This window comes from Actinomycetospora endophytica (genome assembly GCF_021026375.1).
GTDB lineage: Bacteria > Actinomycetota > Actinomycetes > Mycobacteriales > Pseudonocardiaceae > Actinomycetospora > Actinomycetospora endophytica.
This window is the reverse complement of the sequence record NZ_JAJNDB010000001.1, coordinates 1804853-1825873: the sequence shown is the minus strand read 5'-3', so window position 1 is coordinate 1825873 and position 21021 is coordinate 1804853. Positions and strand designations below refer to the sequence as shown.

General features: G+C 71.8%; 35 protein-coding genes and 1 pseudogene. 7 read left to right on the top strand and 29 right to left on the bottom strand.

The features are described from left to right. Window positions 1-162: 162 nt before the first annotated feature. On the bottom strand, window positions 163-603 hold the full coding sequence (locus LQ327_RS08910) for a hypothetical protein (RefSeq protein WP_230731713.1): 441 nt from the start codon (window positions 601-603) through the stop codon (window positions 163-165). 51 nt (window positions 604-654) lie between these two features. Here LQ327_RS08910 and LQ327_RS08905 point away from each other — a divergent pair, with 51 nt between their 5' ends. Further along, window positions 655-1146 carry a hypothetical protein gene (locus tag LQ327_RS08905; protein ID WP_230731710.1) on the top strand — a complete coding sequence of 164 codons (492 nt, stop codon included), beginning with the start codon at window positions 655-657 and terminating at the stop codon, window positions 1144-1146. Here LQ327_RS08905 and LQ327_RS08900 read toward each other — a convergent pair whose 3' ends face one another. From LQ327_RS08900 to LQ327_RS08820, 17 genes are all read right to left on the bottom strand, one after another. Then, window positions 1147-1404 (bottom strand): hypothetical protein, encoded by a 258-nt coding sequence (locus LQ327_RS08900; RefSeq protein ID WP_230731708.1) that lies wholly within the window; start codon window positions 1402-1404, stop codon window positions 1147-1149. Beyond that, the gene (locus tag LQ327_RS08895) at window positions 1404-1565 is read right to left on the bottom strand and encodes a hypothetical protein (RefSeq protein ID WP_230731707.1); all 162 of its coding nucleotides are present in this window, start codon (window positions 1563-1565) and stop codon (window positions 1404-1406) included. The genes LQ327_RS08900 and LQ327_RS08895 overlap by 1 nt, the downstream gene beginning before the upstream one ends. 10 nt (window positions 1566-1575) lie before the next feature. Continuing rightward, window positions 1576-1779 carry a hypothetical protein gene (locus tag LQ327_RS08890; RefSeq protein WP_230731705.1) on the bottom strand — a complete coding sequence of 68 codons (204 nt, stop codon included), beginning with the start codon at window positions 1777-1779 and terminating at the stop codon, window positions 1576-1578. Then, window positions 1749-2009 carry a hypothetical protein gene (locus LQ327_RS08885; protein WP_230731703.1) on the bottom strand — a complete coding sequence of 87 codons (261 nt, stop codon included), beginning with the start codon at window positions 2007-2009 and terminating at the stop codon, window positions 1749-1751. The genes LQ327_RS08890 and LQ327_RS08885 overlap by 31 nt, the downstream gene beginning before the upstream one ends. Further along, window positions 2009-2296 (bottom strand): hypothetical protein, encoded by a 288-nt coding sequence (locus tag LQ327_RS08880; RefSeq protein WP_230731701.1) that lies wholly within the window; start codon window positions 2294-2296, stop codon window positions 2009-2011. The genes LQ327_RS08885 and LQ327_RS08880 overlap by 1 nt, the downstream gene beginning before the upstream one ends. A 184-nt stretch (window positions 2297-2480) precedes the next feature. Continuing rightward, window positions 2481-2648, bottom strand: a complete 168-nt coding sequence (locus LQ327_RS08875; protein ID WP_230731699.1) for a hypothetical protein — start codon at window positions 2646-2648, stop codon at window positions 2481-2483. 17 nt (window positions 2649-2665) lie between these two features. Next, window positions 2666-2854, bottom strand: a complete 189-nt coding sequence (locus tag LQ327_RS08870) for a hypothetical protein (RefSeq protein ID WP_230731697.1) — start codon at window positions 2852-2854, stop codon at window positions 2666-2668. After that, window positions 2851-3639, bottom strand: coding sequence for a hypothetical protein (locus tag LQ327_RS08865; RefSeq protein WP_230731695.1), 789 nt, complete (start codon window positions 3637-3639; stop codon window positions 2851-2853). The genes LQ327_RS08870 and LQ327_RS08865 overlap by 4 nt, the downstream gene beginning before the upstream one ends. A 2-nt stretch (window positions 3640-3641) precedes the next feature. Further along, window positions 3642-3914: a hypothetical protein gene (locus tag LQ327_RS08860; protein WP_230731694.1), complete on the bottom strand. Its 273-nt coding sequence runs from the start codon at window positions 3912-3914 to the stop codon at window positions 3642-3644. Next, window positions 3911-4303, bottom strand: coding sequence for a hypothetical protein (locus LQ327_RS08855; RefSeq protein WP_230731691.1), 393 nt, complete (start codon window positions 4301-4303; stop codon window positions 3911-3913). The genes LQ327_RS08860 and LQ327_RS08855 overlap by 4 nt, the downstream gene beginning before the upstream one ends. Then, the gene (locus LQ327_RS08850) at window positions 4296-4583 is read right to left on the bottom strand and encodes a hypothetical protein (protein WP_230731688.1); all 288 of its coding nucleotides are present in this window, start codon (window positions 4581-4583) and stop codon (window positions 4296-4298) included. The genes LQ327_RS08855 and LQ327_RS08850 overlap by 8 nt, the downstream gene beginning before the upstream one ends. After that, window positions 4580-4747 carry a hypothetical protein gene (locus tag LQ327_RS08845; protein WP_230731686.1) on the bottom strand — a complete coding sequence of 56 codons (168 nt, stop codon included), beginning with the start codon at window positions 4745-4747 and terminating at the stop codon, window positions 4580-4582. Before LQ327_RS08845 ends, LQ327_RS08850 begins: the two co-directional genes overlap by 4 nt. Continuing rightward, window positions 4744-4935: a hypothetical protein gene (locus LQ327_RS08840; protein WP_230731684.1), complete on the bottom strand. Its 192-nt coding sequence runs from the start codon at window positions 4933-4935 to the stop codon at window positions 4744-4746. Before LQ327_RS08840 ends, LQ327_RS08845 begins: the two co-directional genes overlap by 4 nt. Continuing rightward, on the bottom strand, window positions 4932-5096 hold the full coding sequence (locus tag LQ327_RS08835; RefSeq protein WP_230731682.1) for a hypothetical protein: 165 nt from the start codon (window positions 5094-5096) through the stop codon (window positions 4932-4934). The genes LQ327_RS08840 and LQ327_RS08835 overlap by 4 nt, the downstream gene beginning before the upstream one ends. After that, the gene (locus LQ327_RS08830) at window positions 5093-5749 is read right to left on the bottom strand and encodes an NUMOD4 domain-containing protein (protein WP_230731681.1); all 657 of its coding nucleotides are present in this window, start codon (window positions 5747-5749) and stop codon (window positions 5093-5095) included. The genes LQ327_RS08835 and LQ327_RS08830 overlap by 4 nt, the downstream gene beginning before the upstream one ends. A gap of 142 nt (window positions 5750-5891) precedes the next feature. Continuing rightward, window positions 5892-6503 (bottom strand): hypothetical protein, encoded by a 612-nt coding sequence (locus LQ327_RS08825; protein WP_230731679.1) that lies wholly within the window; start codon window positions 6501-6503, stop codon window positions 5892-5894. 833 nt (window positions 6504-7336) lie between these two features. Then, window positions 7337-7573 carry a hypothetical protein gene (locus tag LQ327_RS08820; RefSeq protein ID WP_230731677.1) on the bottom strand — a complete coding sequence of 79 codons (237 nt, stop codon included), beginning with the start codon at window positions 7571-7573 and terminating at the stop codon, window positions 7337-7339. Window positions 7574-7969: 396 nt separating this feature from the next. Here LQ327_RS08820 and LQ327_RS08815 point away from each other — a divergent pair, with 396 nt between their 5' ends. Then, on the top strand, window positions 7970-8485 hold the full coding sequence (locus LQ327_RS08815; protein WP_230731675.1) for a hypothetical protein: 516 nt from the start codon (window positions 7970-7972) through the stop codon (window positions 8483-8485). Here the strand turns inward: LQ327_RS08815 and LQ327_RS33765 are convergent. The 6 genes and pseudogenes from LQ327_RS33765 to LQ327_RS08790 form a co-directional block, all read right to left on the bottom strand. Further along, the gene (locus LQ327_RS33765) at window positions 8461-8592 is read right to left on the bottom strand and encodes a hypothetical protein (RefSeq protein ID WP_269069214.1); all 132 of its coding nucleotides are present in this window, start codon (window positions 8590-8592) and stop codon (window positions 8461-8463) included. The two genes, LQ327_RS08815 and LQ327_RS33765, sit on opposite strands and share 25 nt — an antisense overlap. 51 nt (window positions 8593-8643) lie before the next feature. Further along, on the bottom strand, window positions 8644-9192 hold the full coding sequence (locus LQ327_RS08810; RefSeq protein ID WP_230731674.1) for a hypothetical protein: 549 nt from the start codon (window positions 9190-9192) through the stop codon (window positions 8644-8646). 4 nt (window positions 9193-9196) lie between these two features. Next, the gene (locus LQ327_RS34645) at window positions 9197-10618 is read right to left on the bottom strand and encodes a recombinase family protein (protein WP_230731672.1); all 1422 of its coding nucleotides are present in this window, start codon (window positions 10616-10618) and stop codon (window positions 9197-9199) included. 19 nt (window positions 10619-10637) lie between these two features. Continuing rightward, a pseudogene (locus LQ327_RS08800) lies at window positions 10638-11258 on the bottom strand (ATPase, T2SS/T4P/T4SS family); the annotation flags it as partial. 202 nt (window positions 11259-11460) lie between these two features. Further along, a complete protein-coding gene (gene ssd / locus LQ327_RS08795; protein WP_230731670.1) occupies window positions 11461-12549 on the bottom strand; it encodes a septum site-determining protein Ssd in 1089 nt (362 codons plus the stop codon). 109 nt (window positions 12550-12658) lie between these two features. Next, window positions 12659-13399, bottom strand: a complete 741-nt coding sequence (locus LQ327_RS08790) for a Fic family protein (RefSeq protein ID WP_230731669.1) — start codon at window positions 13397-13399, stop codon at window positions 12659-12661. 138 nt (window positions 13400-13537) lie between these two features. On the opposite strand from LQ327_RS08790, the gene arfB reads away from it, so the two are divergent. The 3 genes from arfB (at window position 13538) to LQ327_RS08775 (ending at window position 15514) form a co-directional block, all read left to right on the top strand. Then, window positions 13538-13981: an alternative ribosome rescue aminoacyl-tRNA hydrolase ArfB gene (gene arfB / locus LQ327_RS08785; RefSeq protein ID WP_230731667.1), complete on the top strand. Its 444-nt coding sequence runs from the start codon at window positions 13538-13540 to the stop codon at window positions 13979-13981. A gap of 163 nt (window positions 13982-14144) precedes the next feature. Then, the gene (locus LQ327_RS08780) at window positions 14145-14591 is read left to right on the top strand and encodes a phage holin family protein (protein ID WP_230731666.1); all 447 of its coding nucleotides are present in this window, start codon (window positions 14145-14147) and stop codon (window positions 14589-14591) included. Between the two features lie 56 nt (window positions 14592-14647). Next, window positions 14648-15514, top strand: a complete 867-nt coding sequence (locus LQ327_RS08775; RefSeq protein WP_230731664.1) for an alpha/beta fold hydrolase — start codon at window positions 14648-14650, stop codon at window positions 15512-15514. Window positions 15515-15565: 51 nt separating this feature from the next. Here the strand turns inward: LQ327_RS08775 and LQ327_RS08770 are convergent, their stop codons facing one another. From LQ327_RS08770 to nth, 4 genes are read right to left on the bottom strand one after another with little or no spacing between them, the layout of a single operon-like run. Then, complete coding sequence (locus LQ327_RS08770) at window positions 15566-16762, bottom strand: MarP family serine protease (RefSeq protein ID WP_230731662.1); 1197 nt, start codon at window positions 16760-16762, stop codon at window positions 15566-15568. Then, on the bottom strand, window positions 16759-17478 hold the full coding sequence (locus tag LQ327_RS08765) for an NUDIX hydrolase (protein ID WP_230731660.1): 720 nt from the start codon (window positions 17476-17478) through the stop codon (window positions 16759-16761). The genes LQ327_RS08770 and LQ327_RS08765 overlap by 4 nt, the downstream gene beginning before the upstream one ends. Continuing rightward, window positions 17475-18122 carry a TlpA family protein disulfide reductase gene (locus LQ327_RS08760; protein WP_230731658.1) on the bottom strand — a complete coding sequence of 216 codons (648 nt, stop codon included), beginning with the start codon at window positions 18120-18122 and terminating at the stop codon, window positions 17475-17477. The genes LQ327_RS08765 and LQ327_RS08760 overlap by 4 nt, the downstream gene beginning before the upstream one ends. Then, window positions 18119-18892, bottom strand: coding sequence for an endonuclease III (gene nth / locus LQ327_RS08755; RefSeq protein ID WP_230731657.1), 774 nt, complete (start codon window positions 18890-18892; stop codon window positions 18119-18121). Before nth ends, LQ327_RS08760 begins: the two co-directional genes overlap by 4 nt. An 85-nt stretch (window positions 18893-18977) precedes the next feature. Here nth and LQ327_RS08750 point away from each other — a divergent pair, with 85 nt between their 5' ends. Next, a complete protein-coding gene (locus LQ327_RS08750; protein ID WP_230731654.1) occupies window positions 18978-19256 on the top strand; it encodes a hypothetical protein in 279 nt (92 codons plus the stop codon). Between the two features lie 232 nt (window positions 19257-19488). Then, on the top strand, window positions 19489-20163 hold the full coding sequence (locus LQ327_RS08745; protein WP_230731653.1) for a Crp/Fnr family transcriptional regulator: 675 nt from the start codon (window positions 19489-19491) through the stop codon (window positions 20161-20163). A 50-nt stretch (window positions 20164-20213) separates the two neighbouring features. Here LQ327_RS08745 and LQ327_RS08740 read toward each other — a convergent pair whose 3' ends face one another. Then, entirely contained in the window at window positions 20214-21020 is an 807-nt protein-coding gene (locus LQ327_RS08740) for an MBL fold metallo-hydrolase (RefSeq protein WP_230731651.1), read from the bottom strand. Between the last annotated feature and the right edge of the window lies 1 nt (window position 21021).

Sequence of the window (21021 nt, the reverse complement as noted above, 5' to 3'; positions counted from 1 at the left end):
TCGTCTTGCCCTACTCAGCCACCACCGGCAGCTCCTCCGTAGAGGACGCTGAACTCGGTGGCGGCGTGGAACACCTCCTGCCGGGGCGTGGGCACGTAGCCCAGCTCGGAGAAGACGTCGATCGAGCGGGAGCGCTCGGTCTCGATGTCCTGGAGGCGTTGCTTAGCCGCTCGCAGCTCCTGCAGCTTCTGCAGCCTCAGCTCGGCGAAGCTGCTCGGTGACGTCTCGAAGCTCGCGGTCGAGTTCATCGAGCGTCCACACCTCGTGCTTGGTCGGGGCGTCGAGGCCGAAGAGCTTGGACTTGCGTTCGGAGGCCTTCACGATCGAGTTCCAGGCCTCGATGCGAGTGCGGCCGGACTGCTTGGGGTCCATGGCGATCGCGAGCAGTTCGCGCACCGCCATGTCGAGCAGCTCGCCCTCTTCGGTGCGCATCTCGTCGACCTTGAGGTTGGGCGCTTCCACGAGCGCCTTCTCGTAGAGCTGCTGGCATCGCTGCCGGGACAGCCCGACCTCCTTGGCGATCATCGGGAAGGACCACTTCTTGGTCCGCAGCTCGACGATGTGCGCGGCACGCTGGGCGTGCTCGATGTCGGCGAAGGCCATCGGTGCCACCCCCTACCGGCTACTGGCGATGGGCTGGGGGACGCTCACGCGGTGCACAACATCGGGCTGTGGGAAGCCCTGTCGCTCTGGTGGAGCGGCCAGAAGCTGGACGGGATGGCGATCTACGGGCTGTCGACCGTGTGGATCGGTCGTATCGCAAAGGTCGCCACATACGCAGCGGGACTGAGCGTGGTGCTCGACATCATTGGACCGGAACGTGTACGCGAGTTTGGGAGGCGGATGAGCCTCCGAGGCGAAGAGGAAGTCTACGAGAGTTACGGGAAACGGGTAGTTGTCCCGTCTATCATCGCGTTCGTCGCCGTGATCATCCTGCTCGCAGTATTCACGAATGGTGACTCAAAGACAGTCGTAGCGATTGTGGGTGTCCTCTGCGGGGTCCTAGGGATGCTAGGAGTTGTCATCCCTTTTTCCCTCAAGACCTATGCGAGGGCACTAGAGCGGAAGTCTTTCGAGTTGACAGTCCGCGTCGTCAGCATCCTTGTACTGACGTTGGCGTTCCTGGGTGACCTGCTGACCTCCTAGTTACAGCACGATGGCGAAGAAGCCGATGGCGGCCAAGAAGCCGACCAGCGCGCACAGCGCCAGGACGACGACCACCACGATGGTCACGGCCTGCCAGGAGATCGGGCGGCGGGCCTTGGTGGCCGGACGGCGGTGCTTGGCCTCGACCTTGGCGTCCAGGGCGTCGAGCCGGGCGAAGAGGTCCGTCATGTCGATCTGGCCGGTCTGCTCGGTCGCGGCCTCGGGACGGCGCCAGGCGCCGGTGGATCGGTCGGGCATCACCAACGACCTCCTCGGTGGCCGTAGTACCAACCGCTCGGCAGCACCAGAGCGAGGATCACGAGCACGACGACCAGCCAGAGCAGGTTCGAGCCCAGGAAGCCCACGCCACCGGCTCCGGCGAGCAGCAGAACGATCAGCAGGATCAGCAGCAGCGGCACGGTGGTCTCCTCATGCGCAGTCGGTGGCCGCCGGGGTGGCGGTCAGGGCCTTGGGCACCACGGCGTAGCCGGAGGCGTCGAGGTTCTCCATCAGCAGCTCCCAGCCCGAGTGGCTGGAGTACAGGCCGTGCTGGCGGCTCAGGACGTCGTCGAGGGCGTCGGAGAGCGCGCGCTCGTGGCCGGTCAGTTCGCTGGAACGTCGGGCGGTAGCCACGGGCTCTCCTCGGTGCTCAGGTAGCCGACCTTGTCGTCCGGGCACATCGGGTCCATCCGCGACGGGGTCTCGCGGACGTCGTCCTGGCCCTGGTCGTCGTCGGGGCGCGGGAGCATCGACTCCTCGACCAGCCGAGCGGCGTCCAGCTCGGCGTGGGTGTGCGTAGCCCGGATCAGCGAGCGGTACTGGTAGCGGAACCAGTCGGGGCCGGGCTGCGAGCTGCGGAACATCACACCCTCGCGGGCCAATGCCAGGTGCCGGGTGCGTGGAAGCGGCCGTCACAGAGCCGGTGCGGGTGCTGGCCGGAGGCCTGGTCGGTGCCCTCGTCGAGGCTCACGCCGCCGTTCATGGCCAGCGGGTGGAAGAACAGCCCGGTGGGGTTCTTCACCGCCAGGCCGACGTGGGCCTCGTCAGCGACCTCGGTGACGTCCGCGGCCCGGCACACCGGCGGGAAGGCCCCGTCAGCGGATCCGCGGGCCACGTAGTGCACGGCGCGACCGATGCTGGGCACGGACATGCGACCTCCCGGGTCGACGTGGAGGGTCCGCTCACGCCCGCTATCCGCGCGGCAAGGTGGACGCGGAAGGCAGTCCCCGAAGCTGGTGTTCGCGGGACGTGAGCGAGATGGGAAGCCATCGGAAGAGACACGAGTGGCTGTGATCAGTCTTCGGCGTGGCTCCGAAGCTGTCAAGTCGTGTCAGCTATCCCCAGTCGCGACCCCGCTTGTCGGCCGAGGCTTCGGCATCGGCGATGCGGTAGAGCCGACGCCGATCCCGCCCGAACTTCTGCCAGCCGTCCTCGTGGGCCCAGCGGTAGATGGTCCCGACCGGGACGCCGATGTGGACCGCGAGCGCCTCCGGATCCACCACCGGATCGCTGCACACCTTCACTCGGTCACCGCCTTCTGAACGTCGTCGCCGTCCATCCCTGCGGCGAGCCGCGCGAGCAGCTCCAGGTCCGAGAGCATCAGCGGGACCGCCCGGCACGACGTGTCCGACCAGACGACGTGGGACCCAGGGAACGCCCGCTGGCGTCGCCGCAGGAACGCCTCGATCCGTTCCGCTGGGGTGCTCATGACGCGTTCTCCATCTCGCGCCCGAGCACCAGCCAGTCCCGACGACGCCAGTACGCCCCGCAGCGGCGGCAGGTGATGGTGTCGCCCGAGCGCGGCGTGTAGAGCGGCTCGCCGCACCACTCCTGCTCTTCGAGGGGAGCTTCGGGGTTGGTGATCATGTTGCACCGGCCGATCACCGCGGGCCGGTGCTCGCCGGTGAACACCCGGGTCACGGTGCGCAGCTGGGAGTGCAGCTCACGGATGGCCGAGGCGTACTCGTCGAGCCAGGGCTGCGCGCAGCACCAGTCGACGTGGCGATAGAGGTAGTCCGCCAGCTCGACGACCGAGGACCCGAGCTGATGCCACGAGGCCCGCTTGAGCCGGGCGATCTTCTGCTGCTTGAGCGGCAGCTCGGCGAACCGCTCCTCGGCGATCAGACGCACCCAGCCTGCGAGGACGGTGGCCGGGTGCTGCGGCGGGGTCTCGGACTCCGAGTGCACTCGGCCGTCGTGACCCACCCAGGCCTTGCCGGTGGGCGTCGATCGCGGGTCGAGCATGGCCGCGGCGTGCAGGTTGATCGGCACCGAGCCCTCGAAGCCCGGAGCCCGGCGTCCGCCGTCCCCGCCGCGGGTCTTGTGCACGGTCACCAGCTCAGCGAGCACCGGGATCGACGGTGCCAGCGGCGGGGTCAGCTCGAAGTCGCCGCGGTTGTCGGCGTCGAGGGCATCGCGCAGACCGTCCCGGCACCGGTAGCAGCACAGCAGGCCTTCGCCGTTGGGCAGCCCGGTCGGGCAGAGCAGGCACATGGTCAGTCCCCCAGGTCCTCGTCGTCGTCGATGTCCTCGGTGTGGCCGACGACCAGGCGCACCGGGACCACGAACGCGGTCTGGGCCTCGGGCTCCAGTTCCGGCGGGGTGGTGACGGGGTCGCGGTGGGTCGGCCCGAACAGGTGGTCCTTGAGGTAGCCCTTGCCGTAGTAGATCCGGACGTCCTCGCCCTCGGCGAAGGCGGCGGCCAGGGCCTCGGTCTGGCGGACGACCTCGGCGAAGGTGGAGCCGGACACCTTGAACTCGATCTTCAAGCGACCACCCGCCAGAGCAGGCGGACGGCCGGTTGGTCGCCGCCGACCTCGATGCCCACGGAGACCGCCACGTTGGTGCCGGGGATGCGCACCGGGGCCTGGCCGGTGGCGAGCACCAGCTGGCCGTTGCGCTCGGGCGCCGGGGTCGGCGGCGGGGCGACCGTGTTCGGGCGCTGCAGCGCACGTGGGATCGGGCTGGGCTTCGGCGGTGCCTGGACCTGGGCCACGGCCTGCTGGGCGGCCTGGGCGACCTGAGCGGCCAGCTCGGCCCGGTCGGAGTGGTCGTCGTAGTCGGCCGGGTTCGCCGGAGTCTCCGGGGCGCTCGACCCGCGGAGCTTCGCGATCTCGGCGTCGATCTCGGCGCGGAGCTGCTCGTAGCGGTCAGACATGCCGTACCGCCAGGGTGTTCAGGTCGTCGAGCGGCGTGAACTTCACCCGGGCCGAGTCCTGGGTCCGCGCCACCACGGTCGCCGCGTAGTTGTGGCTCATCGCCAACAAGTCGGCCTGATGGAGCGCTTCGACATCGAGGTCGAAGAAGAACATCGCCTCCATGTAGTGCAGGTAGTTGTTGAGCATTCCCAGCTGGAATCCCAGGCACAACGCAGCGGTGTCGTACTGACCACCGTTCACATCCGCCAGGATGAGTTTCACCGGAAGGTTGATGGTCATACCGCCGCCTTCTTCACGAAGAGGTGCGCGTTGTTCTGTGCGTCCTCGATGAACTGGTCGAAGTCATCTGCCGTGCGCATCACCACCACCGCCGAGCCGATCCAGAGCGGGATCCAGAGCGGCGCGGTGAAGGCGACGACAGCGGCGTGGGCCAGCCGGTTCACCGGGCGACCGGGGTGGGGTCGGGAGCGATGCCGAGCATCTCCAGGAGGGCCTGCTCGTCTTCACCGTCGCGGGCGCGGCGGGCGACGGCCCGCCGGGCCCGGGCCTCGGTGGCCGCGGCCCGGGCGTCGTCCTTGGCCTTCGCGATCCGGGTCAGCTGGGCGCCGGTGTCGAGGTCGTACCGCTTCATCGGCGCGCACCACCCAGGGCCGTGGCGCCGGTCAGGCTGGCCCCGGCGCAGACCGTCAGCCCGAGAGCCAGCACGGGCGCTCCGGCGGCCAGGCTTGCGAGGGCGGTCACTCCAAGGGCGCAGGCGACCACCAGCAGGGCGATCACCACCGGGGCGTTCACGCGGCCACCGCCTGGCGCTTCTGGCCCTCAGCGAGCTGCTGGGCGTCCTCCCGGAGCCGGGCCTCGTGCTCGGCCCGGAAGGTCTCGAACTTGCCGTCGGCGACCTGCTGGAAGTCCAGCTGCTCGCCGTGCTTGCCCGCGTACCAGACGGTGGCACCGGCGGCATTGCACGCCCGGCAGCGGCGGTAGCGGCGGCCCGAGCCGCCGCTGACCTTGGCCATCTGGGTGTTGAACTCGGTGTACTCGTGCCCCCAGTCGCACCGGTTCCGGGAGCCGTAGTTGTGGGTGCCGTGCCGGACCTTGTCGTAGGTGTTCGCCGACCGGGTGTCCCACCGGAGGTTCGTCAGCGCGTTGTTGTCCTGGTCGCCGTCGTTGTGGCAGCCGTCCAGCTTGGCCGGACGGAGGCTGACGAACGCCTCCAGGATCACGTTGTGGACGAACCGGGTCCGGCTCCGGCCCCGCGCGTCGCGCAGCGTGATGCGGTGGTACCCGTGCTCGTCGATCTGCTGGGCGAGGATGCCGCCCTTCCGGCCGCGGAGCTGGCCGAGGTCGCTGGCCAGGTAGCCGGGGAAGCCCGGGATGGGCTTCCAGTTCTCTTCCGGCCCGGCGGGAAGTCCCGCCGGGTTCTCGATGGTGTTCTTGATGCCGTTCACGGCATGTCTCCCGAGGTTCCGGAGAGACCGAGATGTCCCTCCACCCGTTAGGTGGAGACCTGGCCGACAGACAGGCGGGGCATGAAGAACCCCGCCGGATGTCATTCCCGGCGGGGGTTATTCATGGAAGTACCAGCGGTTCTCAGACCTCCTCGTAGACATACTCGGGGCTCTTCGGGTCGTGGCGGGGGTCCCGGGCCCAGCGGCGGGCCCGTTCCTCCTTGGCCCGACGCTCGGCGTAGTACGCCTCCCGCTCGGCCAGCCGCTGCTTGATCTGCTCCTGCTGGGCCTTCGCGTGCTGCCGGTCCTGCTCGGCCCTGGCCTGAACCCGCTCGCGCTCCTGGCGCTCCTGCTCCTTGCGCTGGTGCTCGGCGTCCCGTCGCGCCTCGGCCAGCTCCTCCGGGGTGCGCTGGTCGACGGCGGCCGGAGCGTTCTCCTCGTGGCGGGCGAGCATCGTGGCCAGGACGGCCTTGGCGGCCCGGTTCTTGGGCTGGATGTTGCCGCGGCACTCCTCGTCGAGGGCGCGCTCGAACTGGACGGGGTTGCCAGGGACCTTGCAGACCTCCCAGATGCGTCGGCCGCTGAGATGGGAGTCGAAGAGCCGGGCGACGGCACGGGCGACGTGGGTCCAGTCGCCGGTCTCGCTGAGCCAGGCCTGGATGTTGGCCTTGATCCGGTCATCGTGGATCGGAGGCTCGTGCCCGTACTCGACGAGGGACTTGGCGTAGACCTCGTAGATCGTCTCGACGTCCATCTCGTGGCGGGCGGCCGGGGACCAGTTCTCGGCGAGGTCCGGTCGGTAGTCGCGGCCGTTGAAGGTCCCGGCGGTGAGCCGACCAGGGTCGCCGTGGTTGCGGCGAGGGGCGGGGCCGGAGCGGTCGGCGCGGCGACGAGCAGCAGTACCACCGTGTGCCGCTATGGGTTCGGTGGGACACCCAGTCCCTCGTCCAACACAGGGGGATGAGGTGGTACTACGGGCCGCGGCCCCCTCCGCCAGCCTACGAGCCACGTTTTCCCTGCTCAGAGGGTACGTAGAAGATCGTCCGCATCCCGCACGGTAGGTCTTCATGCTCTCGCAGTCGAACCGGTAGCTGTCTGGCCTTTGCGGGATGCCGACGATCTTCATCAGGTCGGTTCGTCCGATTCCGAGCTCACTCGACAGGTGCTTTTGCGGGATGCCGATGATCTCTGGCGAGGCCCCGAGGCGCTCCGCCAGCGCGATCACTCGCGGGTTCTCGTAGTTGGACGTGAACATCCACAGGGCTCGCTTGCCCTCTTGGGTCATCCGGATCCGGCGGTGCGCCAGACCTTCGCGCCTCAGGGTGATCTGGGCGCCCTCGACCGACCGCTGGGACAGCCCGGTGTACTTCATCAGATCGCTGGTCGTGTGCGCGTGCTGCGGGTTCACTACGAGCCCGTAGCCGAGCACCTTGTCGACCGCGAGAATCCTCTTCGGCTGATCGGCCTCTGGGGTCGATCGGCATGCCGCAACAAAGTAAGATGTCCCCATGCCAGTCCTCCTTCGGGAGGTGTTGACCCCGTACTCCCGATGGTTTGGCCGCCGAGGGAGTGCGGGGTTTCTCTTTGCTACAGGTGGAACGTCCAGAGGGCCCGCTTGCCCTCCTGGGTCCACCAGATGTCTGCGCTGATCCGGTTGTCGGTCTTCAACTCACGGATGCCGTACTTCACCGAACGTTCAGTCATCTCGATGCCCGTGGCCAGGTCATGGATCGTGTGTGGCCCCGGGTTCTGGTGGCCGAAGTCGAGGAGCTTGTGCACCGCACGGCGACGGGTCTTCCGGCCGTCCACCTTCGTCGTCTGCATGGGGAAACGATAACCACCGACCATTTGATCGCCTTGCTCTATTCGAGTGAAGGTGCTTGACCTCACCGTTTCAAGCGATTGTGGCAACTAGCCGCAACAATTCCTGAGATCGAGCCTGAGAGGTCCTACGCCGATCAATTCAAACGGTGTACCAAGGGGGCTGGTCCGGACGAGCCGACTCTTCCCCCAGGTCTTCTCGTTCGGCCGAGAGCCGTCCGTCTGCCTTGCCGCGGACGTCTCAGCTCGCAGGCCCCGTGACCTCCCCGGGCGCGGGGCCTGCGGCGTGCCGAGGCACTCGGCCAGGTGGTCCGGGTGACGGGTCTGTAACGAGGTCCGATCGGCCCACGACTATCGGGCAACTGCGCCAGTTGGGGCGCTCGATCGTCGGGGGACATCGTGGGCCGTCACGCCGTGCTGGAGCTGGACGCACCGACCGAGCGCATCGAGGTCGCACAGCAGGCTCAGGACGACCCGAAGCCGCTGCTGCCGACCTGGTTCCTGCCGGGTCTGTTCGGCTCGATCGGGCTGGCCGTGGTGCTCCTGCTCATCGCGCTGCTGATCGGGGACGGCCACCGCGCCAACACCGCCATCCCGGCCGCCGCCCCGGGGCCGACTCCGGGCTCGATCGCAGCAGCCCAGACGCAGCGGTACCTCACCGACCTGACGCAGACCGTCGGGGACATGACCTTCTTCGGGCCCCAGTACGACCGTTCGCGCGTCGAGGCCCACAGCACGGCGTGGGTCTCTGCGGGCCAGGAGGCCTGCCAGCTCGGCGCCCAGGGCTACAACCAGGGGCAGGTGATGTCGAGACTCGAAGGCAAGTGGTCGAACGAGTCGTTCGGACAGCCGCCTCAGACCAGCACCTGGTACTTCAACAACATCGTGATCTACGCCTGGCGCGACCTCTGCTGACGCAGCAGCGCCCGCAGGCGGGCTCGCTGCTCGTCGGTCAGCGGAGGGGCCGCAGCCGCCAGCTCGCGCGCTCGGGCGGCGATGGGGTCGGGCTGCGGATCTGCCACCAGAACTCCTGGAACGAGGAGGGTGGCTGCGGGGTGCCGGGTAGCGCCAGCTTACCGTCGGTCGGGGTCAGACCGACCGCTTCGCGGCCCCGCGGTCGGTTCGTCATCAGATTCGAAGCGACTGTCGTCGACCTGGTTCCTGGCCAACCTGTCGTACCTGTCGAACCTCTTGATGTCGAGCCATCGGGCCTTGGCCACCTTCTGGCTGTCGTCCCCGATGAGGTAGATCAGAAGCCGACTCCAGTCCAGGAGGGTTCGCTCCGCGTCGAGGTCGGGCCCATCGGCAGCGTTCCTGCCGTTGATCGCAGCATCGAGGTGCTCCAGCAGGATGCCGAAGTTCCCGCTGACAGGCACCGAAGCGTAGAGCTGCACCCTCGCGGCGAGGCGGTCCTCCTGCGGCGTGATGGCCAGCGTCTCCGTGTCCGCCCAGCGCTCGATCGCCATCCAGAGGTCCTCGTAGGTCTCGATGCGCTTGAGGTAGAGGACCTGCCGGTAGCTGTTCGCGCGGGTGACCCGGGCGCTGAGGTATGCACCGATCAGGGACGCGCTCGCACCGACCGCGGCCCCGAGGAGGGCAGCCTGCGTCGCGTCGATGGGCACGGAGTCACATCTTCCAGGTGATGTCCACGCTCTCTGCGTCGAACACCGGGCCCCGGTTCTTACTCGGCATCAGAGTGACGGTCATCAGCGCGTCGATCACCGCTCGCTTCCGGCCGAGGTCCAGGCCCTCCCAGACCTCGTGCACGTCCTCGGCGTTCACCAGCACGGCCAGCGGACTCGACGTCGGGACCGAGAGCAGCTGGGCCTCCAGCTCGCTCGTGCGCTCGCTCATCCGCGTCAGGGCCACTCGGTACTCCGCGGGGCTCATCAGGCCGTCCGCGGCCATCTCGGCCAGCGAGGTGCGCCGTTCCCGGATGGTCTCGATCTCGGCCGTGATGGCGGCGGTGTCCACCGCGGCGTCGGTGGTGGTGATCAGCTCCCGGGCGTCCTCGCGCTCCAGGCGAGCGAGGACGGTCTCGGTCACCAGCTTGTCGACGTTGGGCTGGTGGCGGACCAGGTGGTTCGAGCGCTTGACCAACTCCCGGGCGCCGCAGCGGTAGGCCGGTGGCCGGTACTGGCCGGGCCGCGACCCGCCCGAGGTGTTGCACACGATCCGCTGAGATCCGCAGACCCCGCAGAAGGCCAGGCCCGACAGCAGCCACTTCACCTGGTTGCCCGTCGAGGTGCGGCGCGCAGGGTCAGCGAGCAGCTGCTGGATCCGCAGCCGCTCGTCCGGGCTGATGATCTCCCGCCACGGAGCCTGACCGGTGACCTCGCCGTGGTAGACGAGCTGGGCCGAGTTCCGCGGCCGGATCAGCATCGACTTGAGGGTGCGCGAGTGCCAGGTCCGCCCGGTCGACGTGAGCACCCCGCGGCCGTTGAGGTCGAGCACGACCCCCCGCAGCGACCCGCCTGCAAGGATCGAGTCGGCCGCCCGCCTGATCTCGGCCGCTTCCTGGGGCCTGAGTGTCACTCCATCGGCCTCGAAACCGAACGGCCTGATGCCGCCCTGCCACCGACCCTCACGGGCCGCCTGAGCCCGTGCAGCGGCGATCCGCTCGCCCTTGTGCTCGCTCTCCTGGCGAGCGGCAGCTCCGAGCATGCGGGCGACCATCCTTCCCGAGGGTGTGTTCAGGTCCAGCGAGCCCGCGCGGACGGTGTGGGTCAGCGTCCCGTGACGCTCGCTGGCGGAGATGTAGGTCTCCAGCTCGATGGGTGAGCGGTGCAGGCGGTCGGTGTGCCAGGCGATCACCGCGTCGACCCGGCCCTCCCGGATGTCGGCGAGCAGACGGTCGTACTGCGGACGGCGCTTGCCGGAGAACGCCGAGATGTCGTTGTCGACGTAGACGCCGCTGACCGTCCAGCCCAGCCGCTCGGCCAGCTCCTGGCACTCCTCGCGCTGCCGCTCGACACCCAGCCCAGCACCGATCCGGTCCTGGGAGATGCGGCAGTAGATCGCTGCCCGAGTGAGCTTGTCGGCTGGCACGCCTCTGAGCGTATGGTGTGACCACCGTATTTCCTGACCCCGTGCCGCCCACGACGAGGAAGGCCAGCCGCGCGGCCACCACGGCCTCGAGCAGTGCCCGCCCGGCCGCGTCGACGGTGCCGCCCACCTCGAGCGCGTCGAGATCGTGCCGGGCCGGGCGCAGCACCCGCAGCGAGACACAGGTCCCGTCGGCAGCCACCGGAGGCAGCACCGCGTGCAGCCGCACCCCGCTCCCGGGCAGCCGCGCGTCGACGTAGGGGCTGGCGTCGTCCAGCCGGCGGCCGGCCGCGGCCGCCAACCGTTGCGCCAGGCGCCGGACCGCGTCCTCGTCGGCGAACTCCACCGCGGCCCGCTCGAGGCCCGCCCCGCGATCGACCCACACCGCGTCCGGGGCGGTGACGAGCACGTCCGAGGTCGCCGGGTCGCGCAGCAACGGCTCCAGCGGCCCCGCGCCGACGAACTCCCGCTGCAGCGCGCGGACCGCCGCCAGCACGTCGGCGTCACCGACCACGCCCCGTGCCTCGGCCCGCACCGCCGCCGCGAGCTCCGCGACCCCCGCCTCACCGCCCGCGCCCGCCAACCGCGCCCGGACCCGCTCCACGAGGTCACCGACCTCGCCGCTCCCCGCCTCGACCGCCATTCCCGTCACCGCCCTCGCTCTCGTGGAAGACGACGCTCCCCGCCCCGCACCCCGATCTCCCAGCCCGAGCCGCCCGCCTGTGGACAACCCGGGCCCTCGGTGCCGGCTGGGGACAACCGCTGGGCCGAACGCCGCGATCGTCACCAGCGCACGACGACGACCCGGCCCACCGCGCGGGTGAGCCGGGTCGTGGTTCCATCGGTCAGGCCGCCGCGGACCGCCCTCCCCGGAGCTGGTCGAGCGCGTCCAGGACCGCCCCCGCGGCCTCCGCCAGCGGCCCGCGCCGCACCCCGGGCACCGCCCCGCGGTCGAGCGACGCCGCCAGCCCAGGCTCCGCGTCGATCGAGACGAGCACGTCGAGGCCGAGGGCCTCGGCCACGTCGTCACCCACCAGCCCGCCGGGTGAGGGCCCCCGCACCACCACGGCCACCGTCGCGCCCCGGTCGGCCGCCTGCCGGGCCACCCGGGACGCGGCCGCCGTCGCCCGGACCTCGGCCGGCACCACGACCACCGTCAGGTCCGAGGCGTCGAGCACCGCCGCGGCCGCGTCGGTCAGGTGCCGGGGCAGGTCGCACACCACGGTGTCGCCCGCGCGGCGGCCCGCGTCGACCACCGCCCGCGCCGCGTCGGGGGCCGGGCCGGGGCCGTGCCGGTCGCAGGAGAGCACGGTCAGCGCGGGCGATCCGTCCTCGGCCGCGGGCAGCGCCTCGTGCAACGACGACGCCGCGACCCGGCCGCCGCCGAGCGCGAGCCCCGGCCAGCGCAGCCCCTCGACCTGCTCCGCGCCGACGACCAGATCCAGCCCGCCGCCCAGCGGGTCGCAGTCCACGAGCAGCACCCGGGCGCCCTCGTCGTGGGCCCGCACGGCGACCGCCGCAGCCAGCACGGAGGCACCCGCCCCGCCGCGCCCGCCGATCACCGAGACGACCCGCCCGTCCCCGACCGCCCCCTCCTCGACGGTGTCCGACAGCGCCGAGACCAGCCAGTCCTCCCCCTCCGGCAGCGACACGACGTGCTCCGCACCGACCGCCACCGCGCGCTCCCAGACGCTGCCCGGCGGGTCACCGCGGCACAGCACCACCACGCCGTCGCGCCGTCCCAGCCGCACGCCCGCGACCGCCCGCGCCGCCGCCTCGTCGAGCAGCACCATCGCGGCGCCCGGCCATCGTCGCCGCAGGGCGGCCGCATCCGGCACCCGCTCCAGCTCGCATCCCGCCGCCGCGGCGACGCGGACCACCTCGTCCAGGAGGTCCTCGTCGTCGCAGCACACCGTCACTCGTCGTCCGTCCACGCCCGGGAGGGTCACGCCGACGCCGCGAACAGCGGTACGACGAGGCCGCACCCTGGGGACGGACGGGACCCGCACTGCCGGTGGGGACGGCGCGTTCGCCCGAACGGCGTCAGCCCGCGGCGTCCGCGATGCCGGTGGCCTCCTTCGCGCCGGTCTTCCAGGCGGTGACGCAGTGCGAGAACCACTGCGAGAGCCCCTCGTGGGTGCCCGACGCGAACGCCTGGGCCGCCGCGGAGTACTCGGTCGCGGTGCGCAGGTGGCCGACCTCGGGGACGACGAGGCCCTTGGGGTCGAGGCCCGTCGAGATGGCCGTCAGCCGGGCCGCCGCCCGCGCGACGACGCCGTTCGCGACCAGGAAGGGCGAGAGCGCGAGCATCTCGCCGTGCACGACGCCGACCAGGACCGGCCCCGGCACGGACGTCCCGCCGACGACGAGGCCCGCCAGCGCGTCCAGCCGCGCCGAGACCCAGTTGCCCGGACGCGGTCGGCCGAGATCGGACTCCGGTACCCGGTCGGTCGCCGCGAGGACGTGCAGCCGGGCGAGCGCCTGCAGCGGGGCCCGACGCCAGGTCGGCAGCAGGCCGCCGAGCGCCTCCGCCACGCGCAGCGCGCCGGCGAGCGTCGGGTCGGTGACCGGGCCGTCCTCCGGGAGGTCCGCACTGCCGCCGTCGAGGGCGGCCGAGGCGCGGGCGGCGCGGGTGCCGGCCTCGGCCGCCGTCGTCGGCCAGCCGCGGCGGTTCGTGCGGTGCGCGTGGACGGCCTCGACGTGTCGGCGGACGGACTCCGCGCCCTCCGCCACGCCGGGCAGGTCGAGCAGCGGCGCGAGCGGGTCGGTGGTCGCGGCGGTCATGGCGCCCATCGTCCCAGGTGGCCGGCTGCGTCCCAGGTCACCGCCCGAGGATGTGGAGTTGCTGACGTCCAGCGTCAGCCTCGCCGCATCTCTGACGACGCAGGCCAACCCGCTCGACAGCACCAGGACACTGGAGGCATGGACAGCCACGACGACGCCACCGGAGACCTCCGGGTCTCCGACGACGTCGTGCTGCCCGCGGCCGCCCTGACCTGGCGGTTCTCGCGCTCGTCCGGTCCTGGCGGGCAGGGCGTGAACACGGCCGACAGCCGGGTCGAGCTCGTCGTCGACCTGGCCGAGGCGCCGGGCATCCCCGACGAGGCCCGCGCCCGCCTGCTCGCCCGTGTTCCGCGTCTCATCGACGGCACCCGGGCGAGTGTCACCGCCTCCGAGCACCGCTCGCAGCGACGCAACCGGGAGGCGGCACGCCGACGCCTGGCGGCGATGCTGCGGGAGGCCCTCGCCCCGGATCCCCCTGCTCGTCGGCCCCGCCGTCCCAGTCGCGGTGCGCGACTACGACGGATGGAAGACAAGCGAGTGCAATCTCAGCGCAAGGCACTGCGCCGGTCGCCGAGCGAATGAGTCGTCCTCACGGAGGACTGAGGTCGGCCTTGATCGGGAAGACACCGGCCGTGCGCTCGTGTCACGACTCGGTCACGCCAAGGTCGTGGCACGATGTGCTCCCTCTCGACCCGACCCGCCAGGAGCGCCCGTGACCTCGCCGTCGTCTCCCGGAGGACCCCCCGTGGTGCCTTCGATCCCGCTCAACGCCGAACCGGTGCGCGCCACCGGCGACGCGTCCGTCGGGTCGCTCGTGAAGGAGGTGACCACGCACGTCTCCACCCTGGTGCGTGCGGAGGTCGAGCTCGCCAAGCAGGAGGTCACGGCCGAGGTCAAGAAGGGGGTGCAGGGGAGCATCTTCTTCGTGGTGGCCGCGGTCATCGCGCTGTTCAGCCTCTTCTACTTCTTCTTCGCCGTCGCCGAGGCGTTCAACCTCATCTGGCCGAGCCAGCAGTGGGCCGGCTACGCGGTGACGTTCGCGATCATGCTGATCACCGCGGGCATCGCCGGGTTCCTCGGCTACCTCAAGGTCCGCAAGATCCGCGCTCCGGAGCGAACCATCGAGACGGCCCGCGAGTCGGTCGAGGCGCTGCGCCGCGGCCGCTCGGACGCCCCCTCGACGACCTCCTGAGTCAGCTTCCCGACGACGACCCGGCGACGCTCGCCGGGCCGTGGCGGCACCGCGCGGTGTCGGCCAACGGCATCCGGCTGCACGTCGCCGAGTGCGGTCCCCCGGCGGCGGGCCGCGACCCGGTGCTGCTGCTGCACGGGTTCCCGGAGTTCTGGTGGTCCTGGCGCCACCAGCTCACCGCGCTCGGCGCCGAGGGGCACCACGTCGTCGCGCCCGATCTGCGCGGCTACTGCGGCTCCGACCGGCCGCCCCGGGGCTACGACCTGTGGACGCTGGCCGGTGACGTCGCGGGGCTCGTGCGCGCCCTCGGCGCCCGGCGGGCGACGATCGTCGGCGCCGGGTGGGGCGGTGCGGTCGCCTGGACGGTGGCGGCGCTGCACCCGCGTGTGGTGTCCCGCCTCGCCGTCGTCGGGACCCCGCACCCCCTGGCGCTGCGGCGCGCGGTGCATCGGCGGCCCTGGCGGCACGCGGCCGCGCTGCGCGACGTCGCCTTCTTCCAGCTCCCCCGGCTGCCGGAGCGCTCGCTGCGCCGCGACGGCGGGACGCGAGCCGGCGAGCTGCTCGCGACGGGCTCCGGGGCGGCCTGGCCCGAGGCGCCGGAGTTCGCCGGGGTGGCCGCCCGGCACGCGGCGGCGATCCTGACCCCGCGCACCTCGCACTGCTCCCTCGAGTACTTCCGCTGGGCGGTCCGTTCCCAGGGCCGTCCCGACGGCCGGCGCTTCGCCCGCGCCATCGACCGGCGGGTCGACGTGCCGGTCCTGACGCTGCACGGCGAGGACGACCCGTGGGTGCCCGCGTCGGTGGCCCGCGCGTCGTCCCGGTGGGCGGAGGACCACGAGTTCCTGACGGTGCCGCGGGTCGGGCACTTCCCCCACCAGGAGGCCCCGCGCCACGTCTCCGAGGTGCTCCTCCGGCGCCTGTGAGCAGTCATTGATGCCCTGGCGTCAATGACCGCTCACGAGCGCGCAGCGCACCTATGCGGCGCAGCTCCCCGTCGACACCCGGCTCGTCGCCCCCGGCGCGGCGTTGAGGGCGGCACGGACCTGGTCCGCGGTGAGGACGAACCCGGTGTCGCCCTGGTCGACGGCCGCGCCGAAGACCACCCCGATGACCTGGCCCTGCGGGTTCACCAGCGGGCCGCCCGAGTTCCCGGATCGCACCGTGCCGCGGATCGTGTAGACGTCGCGGGTCACCGTCGACGAGTCGTAGATGTCGGGGCCGCGCAGCTGGATCCGCTGACGGATCTTGGCGGGCGACGACGAGAACGGCCCGTCGAGCGGGTAGCCCAGGGCCACCGCGTTGTCCCCGGTGTTCACGCCGGAGAAGTTGAACGGCAGCGCCCGCGCGTCCAGCCCGGGCACCGCGAGGACCGCGACGTCGACCTGCGCGTCGTAGTACACGACGCGGGCCGACTCGGTCTCCGAGCCGCCCCCGGACTGCGGCACCTCCACCGAGACCTCGTTCGTCCCGGCGACCACGTGGGCGTTCGTCATCACGCGCTCGTTCCCGATGACGAACCCGCTGCCCTCCAGCGCCCGGGAGCACGACGGCGCCCGCCCCTTGATCTTCAGGACGCTCGCCCGGGCCCGCTGGACCACCGGGTCCTGCACGAGCTCCGGGTTCGGCGCGGGCACCTCGGCCACCGGGGTGGACGAGAACGGCGAGAGCACGTCGGGGAAGCCGGACGCGTCGAACATCGAGCGCAGTTCGTTGGGCAGCGCCCGGATCTGGGCCGGCATCACGGAGTCGACCGTCGAGAGCACCGCGGAGTTCCGCAGTGCGGAGGACAGCGCGACGTTCGACGAGGTCGCGAGCGGCAGCGCGATCAGCCACGCCACGACGAGCGCGGTGATGGCCTGCAGGACCGACCCGAACGTCGAGTCGACCGTGCGGACGGCGTTGAGCCGCATCCGGTCGCGCAGCGCCCGCCCCAGGTAGACCCCGAGCGTCTCGCCCAGCGCCACCAGGGCGATGACGATGAGCACGCTGACGACGACGCGGCTGGTGTCGCCCTGGAACAGCCCGACGACCAGCGGCGCGATCTTCAGCCCCAGCAGGGCGCCGCCGATGACGCCCAGGAAGGACAGCGCGGCGACCGCGAGCCCGTGCCGCCAGCCCGAGATGGCGGCGGCGAGTGCGAGCAGCACGACGACGATGTCGACCCAGCTCATCGGATCGCGTCTCCCTCACGGCGGCGAGCCGCCTCGTTGTCTCCCCGACGGGCCCACGCCTCGCCGAGGTCGCGGACGTCGGAGGTGTCCCAGGGGATCGTCCACCCCGCGAGGTCACAGACCCAGGACAGGACCAGTGCGGTGAAGCCCCACACCAGCAGCCCGCGCACACCGAAGGCCGGGCCCAGGTAGCCGCTGGGCGAGGTGACGGTGAACCGGTTCGCCGGGTCGGTGAGCTCGGCGAGCGGGACCCGCACGACGGCGGCCGTCTCGGCCGGGTCCACGACACCGACGGGCCCGGGACGGCGCCAGTGCGCGACGACGGGTGTCACGGCGAACCCGGTGACCGGGATCGTCAGCGGCGGCAGCGTCGCGAGCGGGACGATGCCCGCCGGGTCGGCGCCGGTCTCCTCCCAGGTCTCGCGCAGGGCCGCGCTGACCGCGGCGTCGAGACCCCCGCCGTCGTCGGGCTCGAGCCCGCCGCCCGGGAACGCGACCTGGCCGGCGTGGTCGCGCATGTCGGCCGCGCGCTCGGTGAGCAGCACGTCCGGCCCGTCGTCGGACTCGCCGAACAGCAGCAGGACCGCGGCCTCACGGGCCGGGTCGGCGCCCGGTCGGCGCCGGAGCGGGACGTCGTCCGCGGAGGCCCGACCGCACCCGTCGACGAGGCCCGCGAGCCAGGCCGGCGCCTCCCGCGGGCGCAGCAGGCTGCTCATCCGGCCGCCTTGGCCAGCGCGCCGTCGACCGCGGTCCGCACCTGCGCGGGCGAGGCGAACACCTGGGCGGGCAGCGGGACGACCGTGCCGTCGGACCGCACGACGACGCTCGCCGGCAGCACCGGCGCCGCGCCCAGGCGGCGCCCGACGGTCTGGCCCGGGTCGGACACCGACGGGTAGTGCGCGCCGAGCTGGCCCAGCAGCGCGAGGGCGTCGGCCGGGTCGTCCGCCACGTCGACGCCCAGCACCGAGGCCGCGCCGGGCTGGGCCGCGTAGCCGGTGATCGCCGGGATCTCCTCGCGGCAGGGCCCGCACCAGGACGCCCAGAAGTTCACCAGCGTCGTCCGACCGGGCAGCGCGGCGCCGAGGTCGACCCGGCCGGGGGCGCCCAGGCAGTCGAGGGAGAGCCCGGCGAGCGGCGCGCGGGCCGGTGTGGTGCCCGCCGTCGGGGTCGGGCAGGCGGCGAGGCCGGCCTCCGCCCGGGCCCCGGCCAGCTCGGCGGGGTCGCTGCGCGCCGTCGGGGCCGCCGTGGGCACGGGCTGGGGCGCGGACCCGCCGTCGGAGTCCCGCGGCCACAGCGCGATGACCCCGACGATCACCAGGATCACCACGATCAGGGTCGATCCGACCTCGGTGCGCGTCACCGCTCGAGACCGACGAGGGCCAGGAGGTGATCGGCCTCCGGACCCTTCACGAGCTTGGCGGCCTTCACCGGGTCGGTCTCGCCGATCCCGGCCGAGGGGCAGTCCTTGGCGAGCGAGCACGCCCCGCAGGCCGGCTTCTTCGCGTGGCACACGCGCCGACCGTGGAAGATCACGCGGTGGGACAGCATGGTCCAGTCCTTGCGCTCGATGAGCGTCCCGACCTGCTTCTCCACCTCCACCGGGTCCTCGGAGTCGGTCCACGCCCAGCGGCGCACGAGCCGGCCGAAGTGGGTGTCGACGGTGATCCCGGGGACGCCGAAGGCGTTGCCCAGCACGACGTTCGCGGTCTTGCGCCCGACGCCGGGCAGGGTGACCAGGTCCTTCAGCCGCCCGGGGACCTCGCCGTCGAACTTCTCCACCAGGGCGGCACCCAGCGACATCACCGAGTTCGTCTTCGCCCGGTAGAAGCCGGTCGGACGGAGGATCTCCTCCATCTCGGTGCGGTCGGCACCGGCGTAGGCGGCCGCGTCCGGGTAGCGCGCGAACAGGGCCGGGGTGACCCGGTTGACCGTCACGTCGGTGGTCTGCGCGGACAGGACGGTGGCCACCAGCAGCTCCAGTGGGCTGGTGAAGTCGAGCTCGCAGTGCGCATCGGTGTGCGCCTCGGCGAGCGCGCGGTGCATGCGCCGGGCCCGCCGTACGAGCCCGAGGCGCGTCTCGCCCGGCTTCACGCCGGACGCGCCGCTGCGCGTGGTGGCCCCCGAGGTCATCCGTCCAGGGTAGTGAACCCACCGACACGCCGGGACGACCCCGGTGCTCGCCGCTTCGCGCGCGTGCGGGAGCATGCGTCTCACCATGACCGCCTGGATCGCCGTTCTCATCCCCCTGCTCATCATGGTCTTCGCCCTGGGCATGGAGCGCCTGGAGACGAGACTGCGCTCGGGCACCGTCCGTGAGGACGAGGTCGAGGACTTCCTCGAGCGCGCCCGCCCCGACGAGGTGAAGGCCCTGTTCCGGCAGGGCATCGGTGGGGCCCTGCAGATGTTCCGGCTCCGCAACCTGGGCAAGCGTGGGGGAGGGTCGAAACGCGGGCGCGGGACGGCCACGTCCCCCCGGGACACGACGAGCGTCTGACGCTCACCCAGCGGCGTCATATATGACGAGTAGGATCGTCCGATTGGGGGATGCTGCTCGCGGATGGCGACCATGGGGGCTAGACCCGGGGGTCGCGTCGGGCGCGTGCAGCGTGATCATGGCGTTGCACACGACTAGACTTTTCTGAAAGACGTGACTGGTGACACAGTGCGGCGCGGGGTCGAGGAGCCCCGGGGCGTGCGGGTCGGACGAGTCGGCGAGGAGCTTGACGGTGGACGAGGTACTGGCCCGCGCAGGGATCTTCCAGGGCGTGGATCCGGCCGCGATCGAAGTGTTGACGGAATCGCTCGACCGCGTCGAGTTCCCCCGCGGCACCGTCATCTTCAACGAGGGCGAACCGGGCGACCGGCTGTTCATCGTGCAGAGCGGGAAGGTCAAGATCGGGCGCCGCTCCCCGGACGGCCGGGAGAACCTGCTCTCGATCTTCGGCCCGTCGGACATGTTCGGTGAGCTGTCGATCTTCGACCCCGGCCCCCGGACGTCGACCGCCACCTGCGTGACCGACGTGCGCGCCTACTCGATGGATCGCACGGCGCTCAAGGAATGGATCTCGCAGCGCCCGGAGATCGCCGAGCAGCTGCTGCGCGTGGTCGCTCGCCGGCTGCGCCGCACGAACAACCTGCTCGCGGACCTCATCTTCACCGACGTGCCGGGCCGCGTCGCCAAGGCGCTGCTGCAGCTCGCGCAGCGCTTCGGCTCGCAGGAGGCCGGCCTGCTGCGGGTCACGCACGACCTCACGCAGGAGGAGATCGCCCAGCTCGTGGGCGCCTCGCGCGAGACGGTGAACAAGGCCCTGGCCGACTTCGCGGCCCGTGGCTGGCTGCGCCTCGAGGGCAAGAGCGTCCTCATCCTCGAGCCGGACCGCCTGGCCCGCCGCGCCCGGTAGGGCCTTCGGCCCATGTGAACGAATGTGGTCGTCCCAGCGACCACATCTGTTCACATGGACCGGAGGTACTCGAGCTGCGCGGCCACCGAGATGTCGGCGGCGGGCCACAGTGACTCGTCCACGTCCGCGTAGACGACCTCCACGACCTGCCGCGGCGTGACGTCGTCCCCGAGCCGCCGCAGCGCCTCCCGCACCTGGTCCAGGCGCTGCTCGCGGTGGGCGAGGTACTCGCGCGCGGTCCGCGGAGCGTCCGTGAGGTCGGGGCCGTGGCCAGGGAGCAGCGTGGTCCCCGCCGGGAGCGCGGCGAGCCGCTGCAGGGACGTCAGGTACTCCCCGAGGGCGCCGTGGTGGTCGCCCAGCACCGTCGTGCCGCGACCGAGCACGGTGTCGCCGGTCAGCACGCTGCCGTCGCCGTCGAGGACGAAACACAGCGAGTCGGTGGTGTGCCCGGGCGTCGCGACCACGCGGATGTCGAGCCCGGCCGCTCCGAGCGCCTCACCCGCCCCGAGGCCCTCGGCGCCCAGGCAGAGCTCCGGGTCGAGCGCCCGGACCGGCGCCCCCGTCCGCTCCGAGAACGTCCGTGCGCTCTCGCTGTGGTCGAGGTGGTGGTGGGTGAGCAGGACGAGTTCGACGGGGCCCTGGTCGACGAGGGCGTCGAGGTGCCGCGGGTCGTCGGGGCCCGGGTCGACCACGACGCAGCCGCGCTGTCCCGGCGCGCGCAGCACCCAGCTGTTGGTGCCGTCCAGGGTCATCCCGGACGGGTTGTCCGCGAGCACCACGCTCGCGGCCGCCGTGACGGGACGGAGGAGCTCGTAGGTGGGGTGCTCGGGCCGGGCGGTCCCGGACGCGTCGGTCACG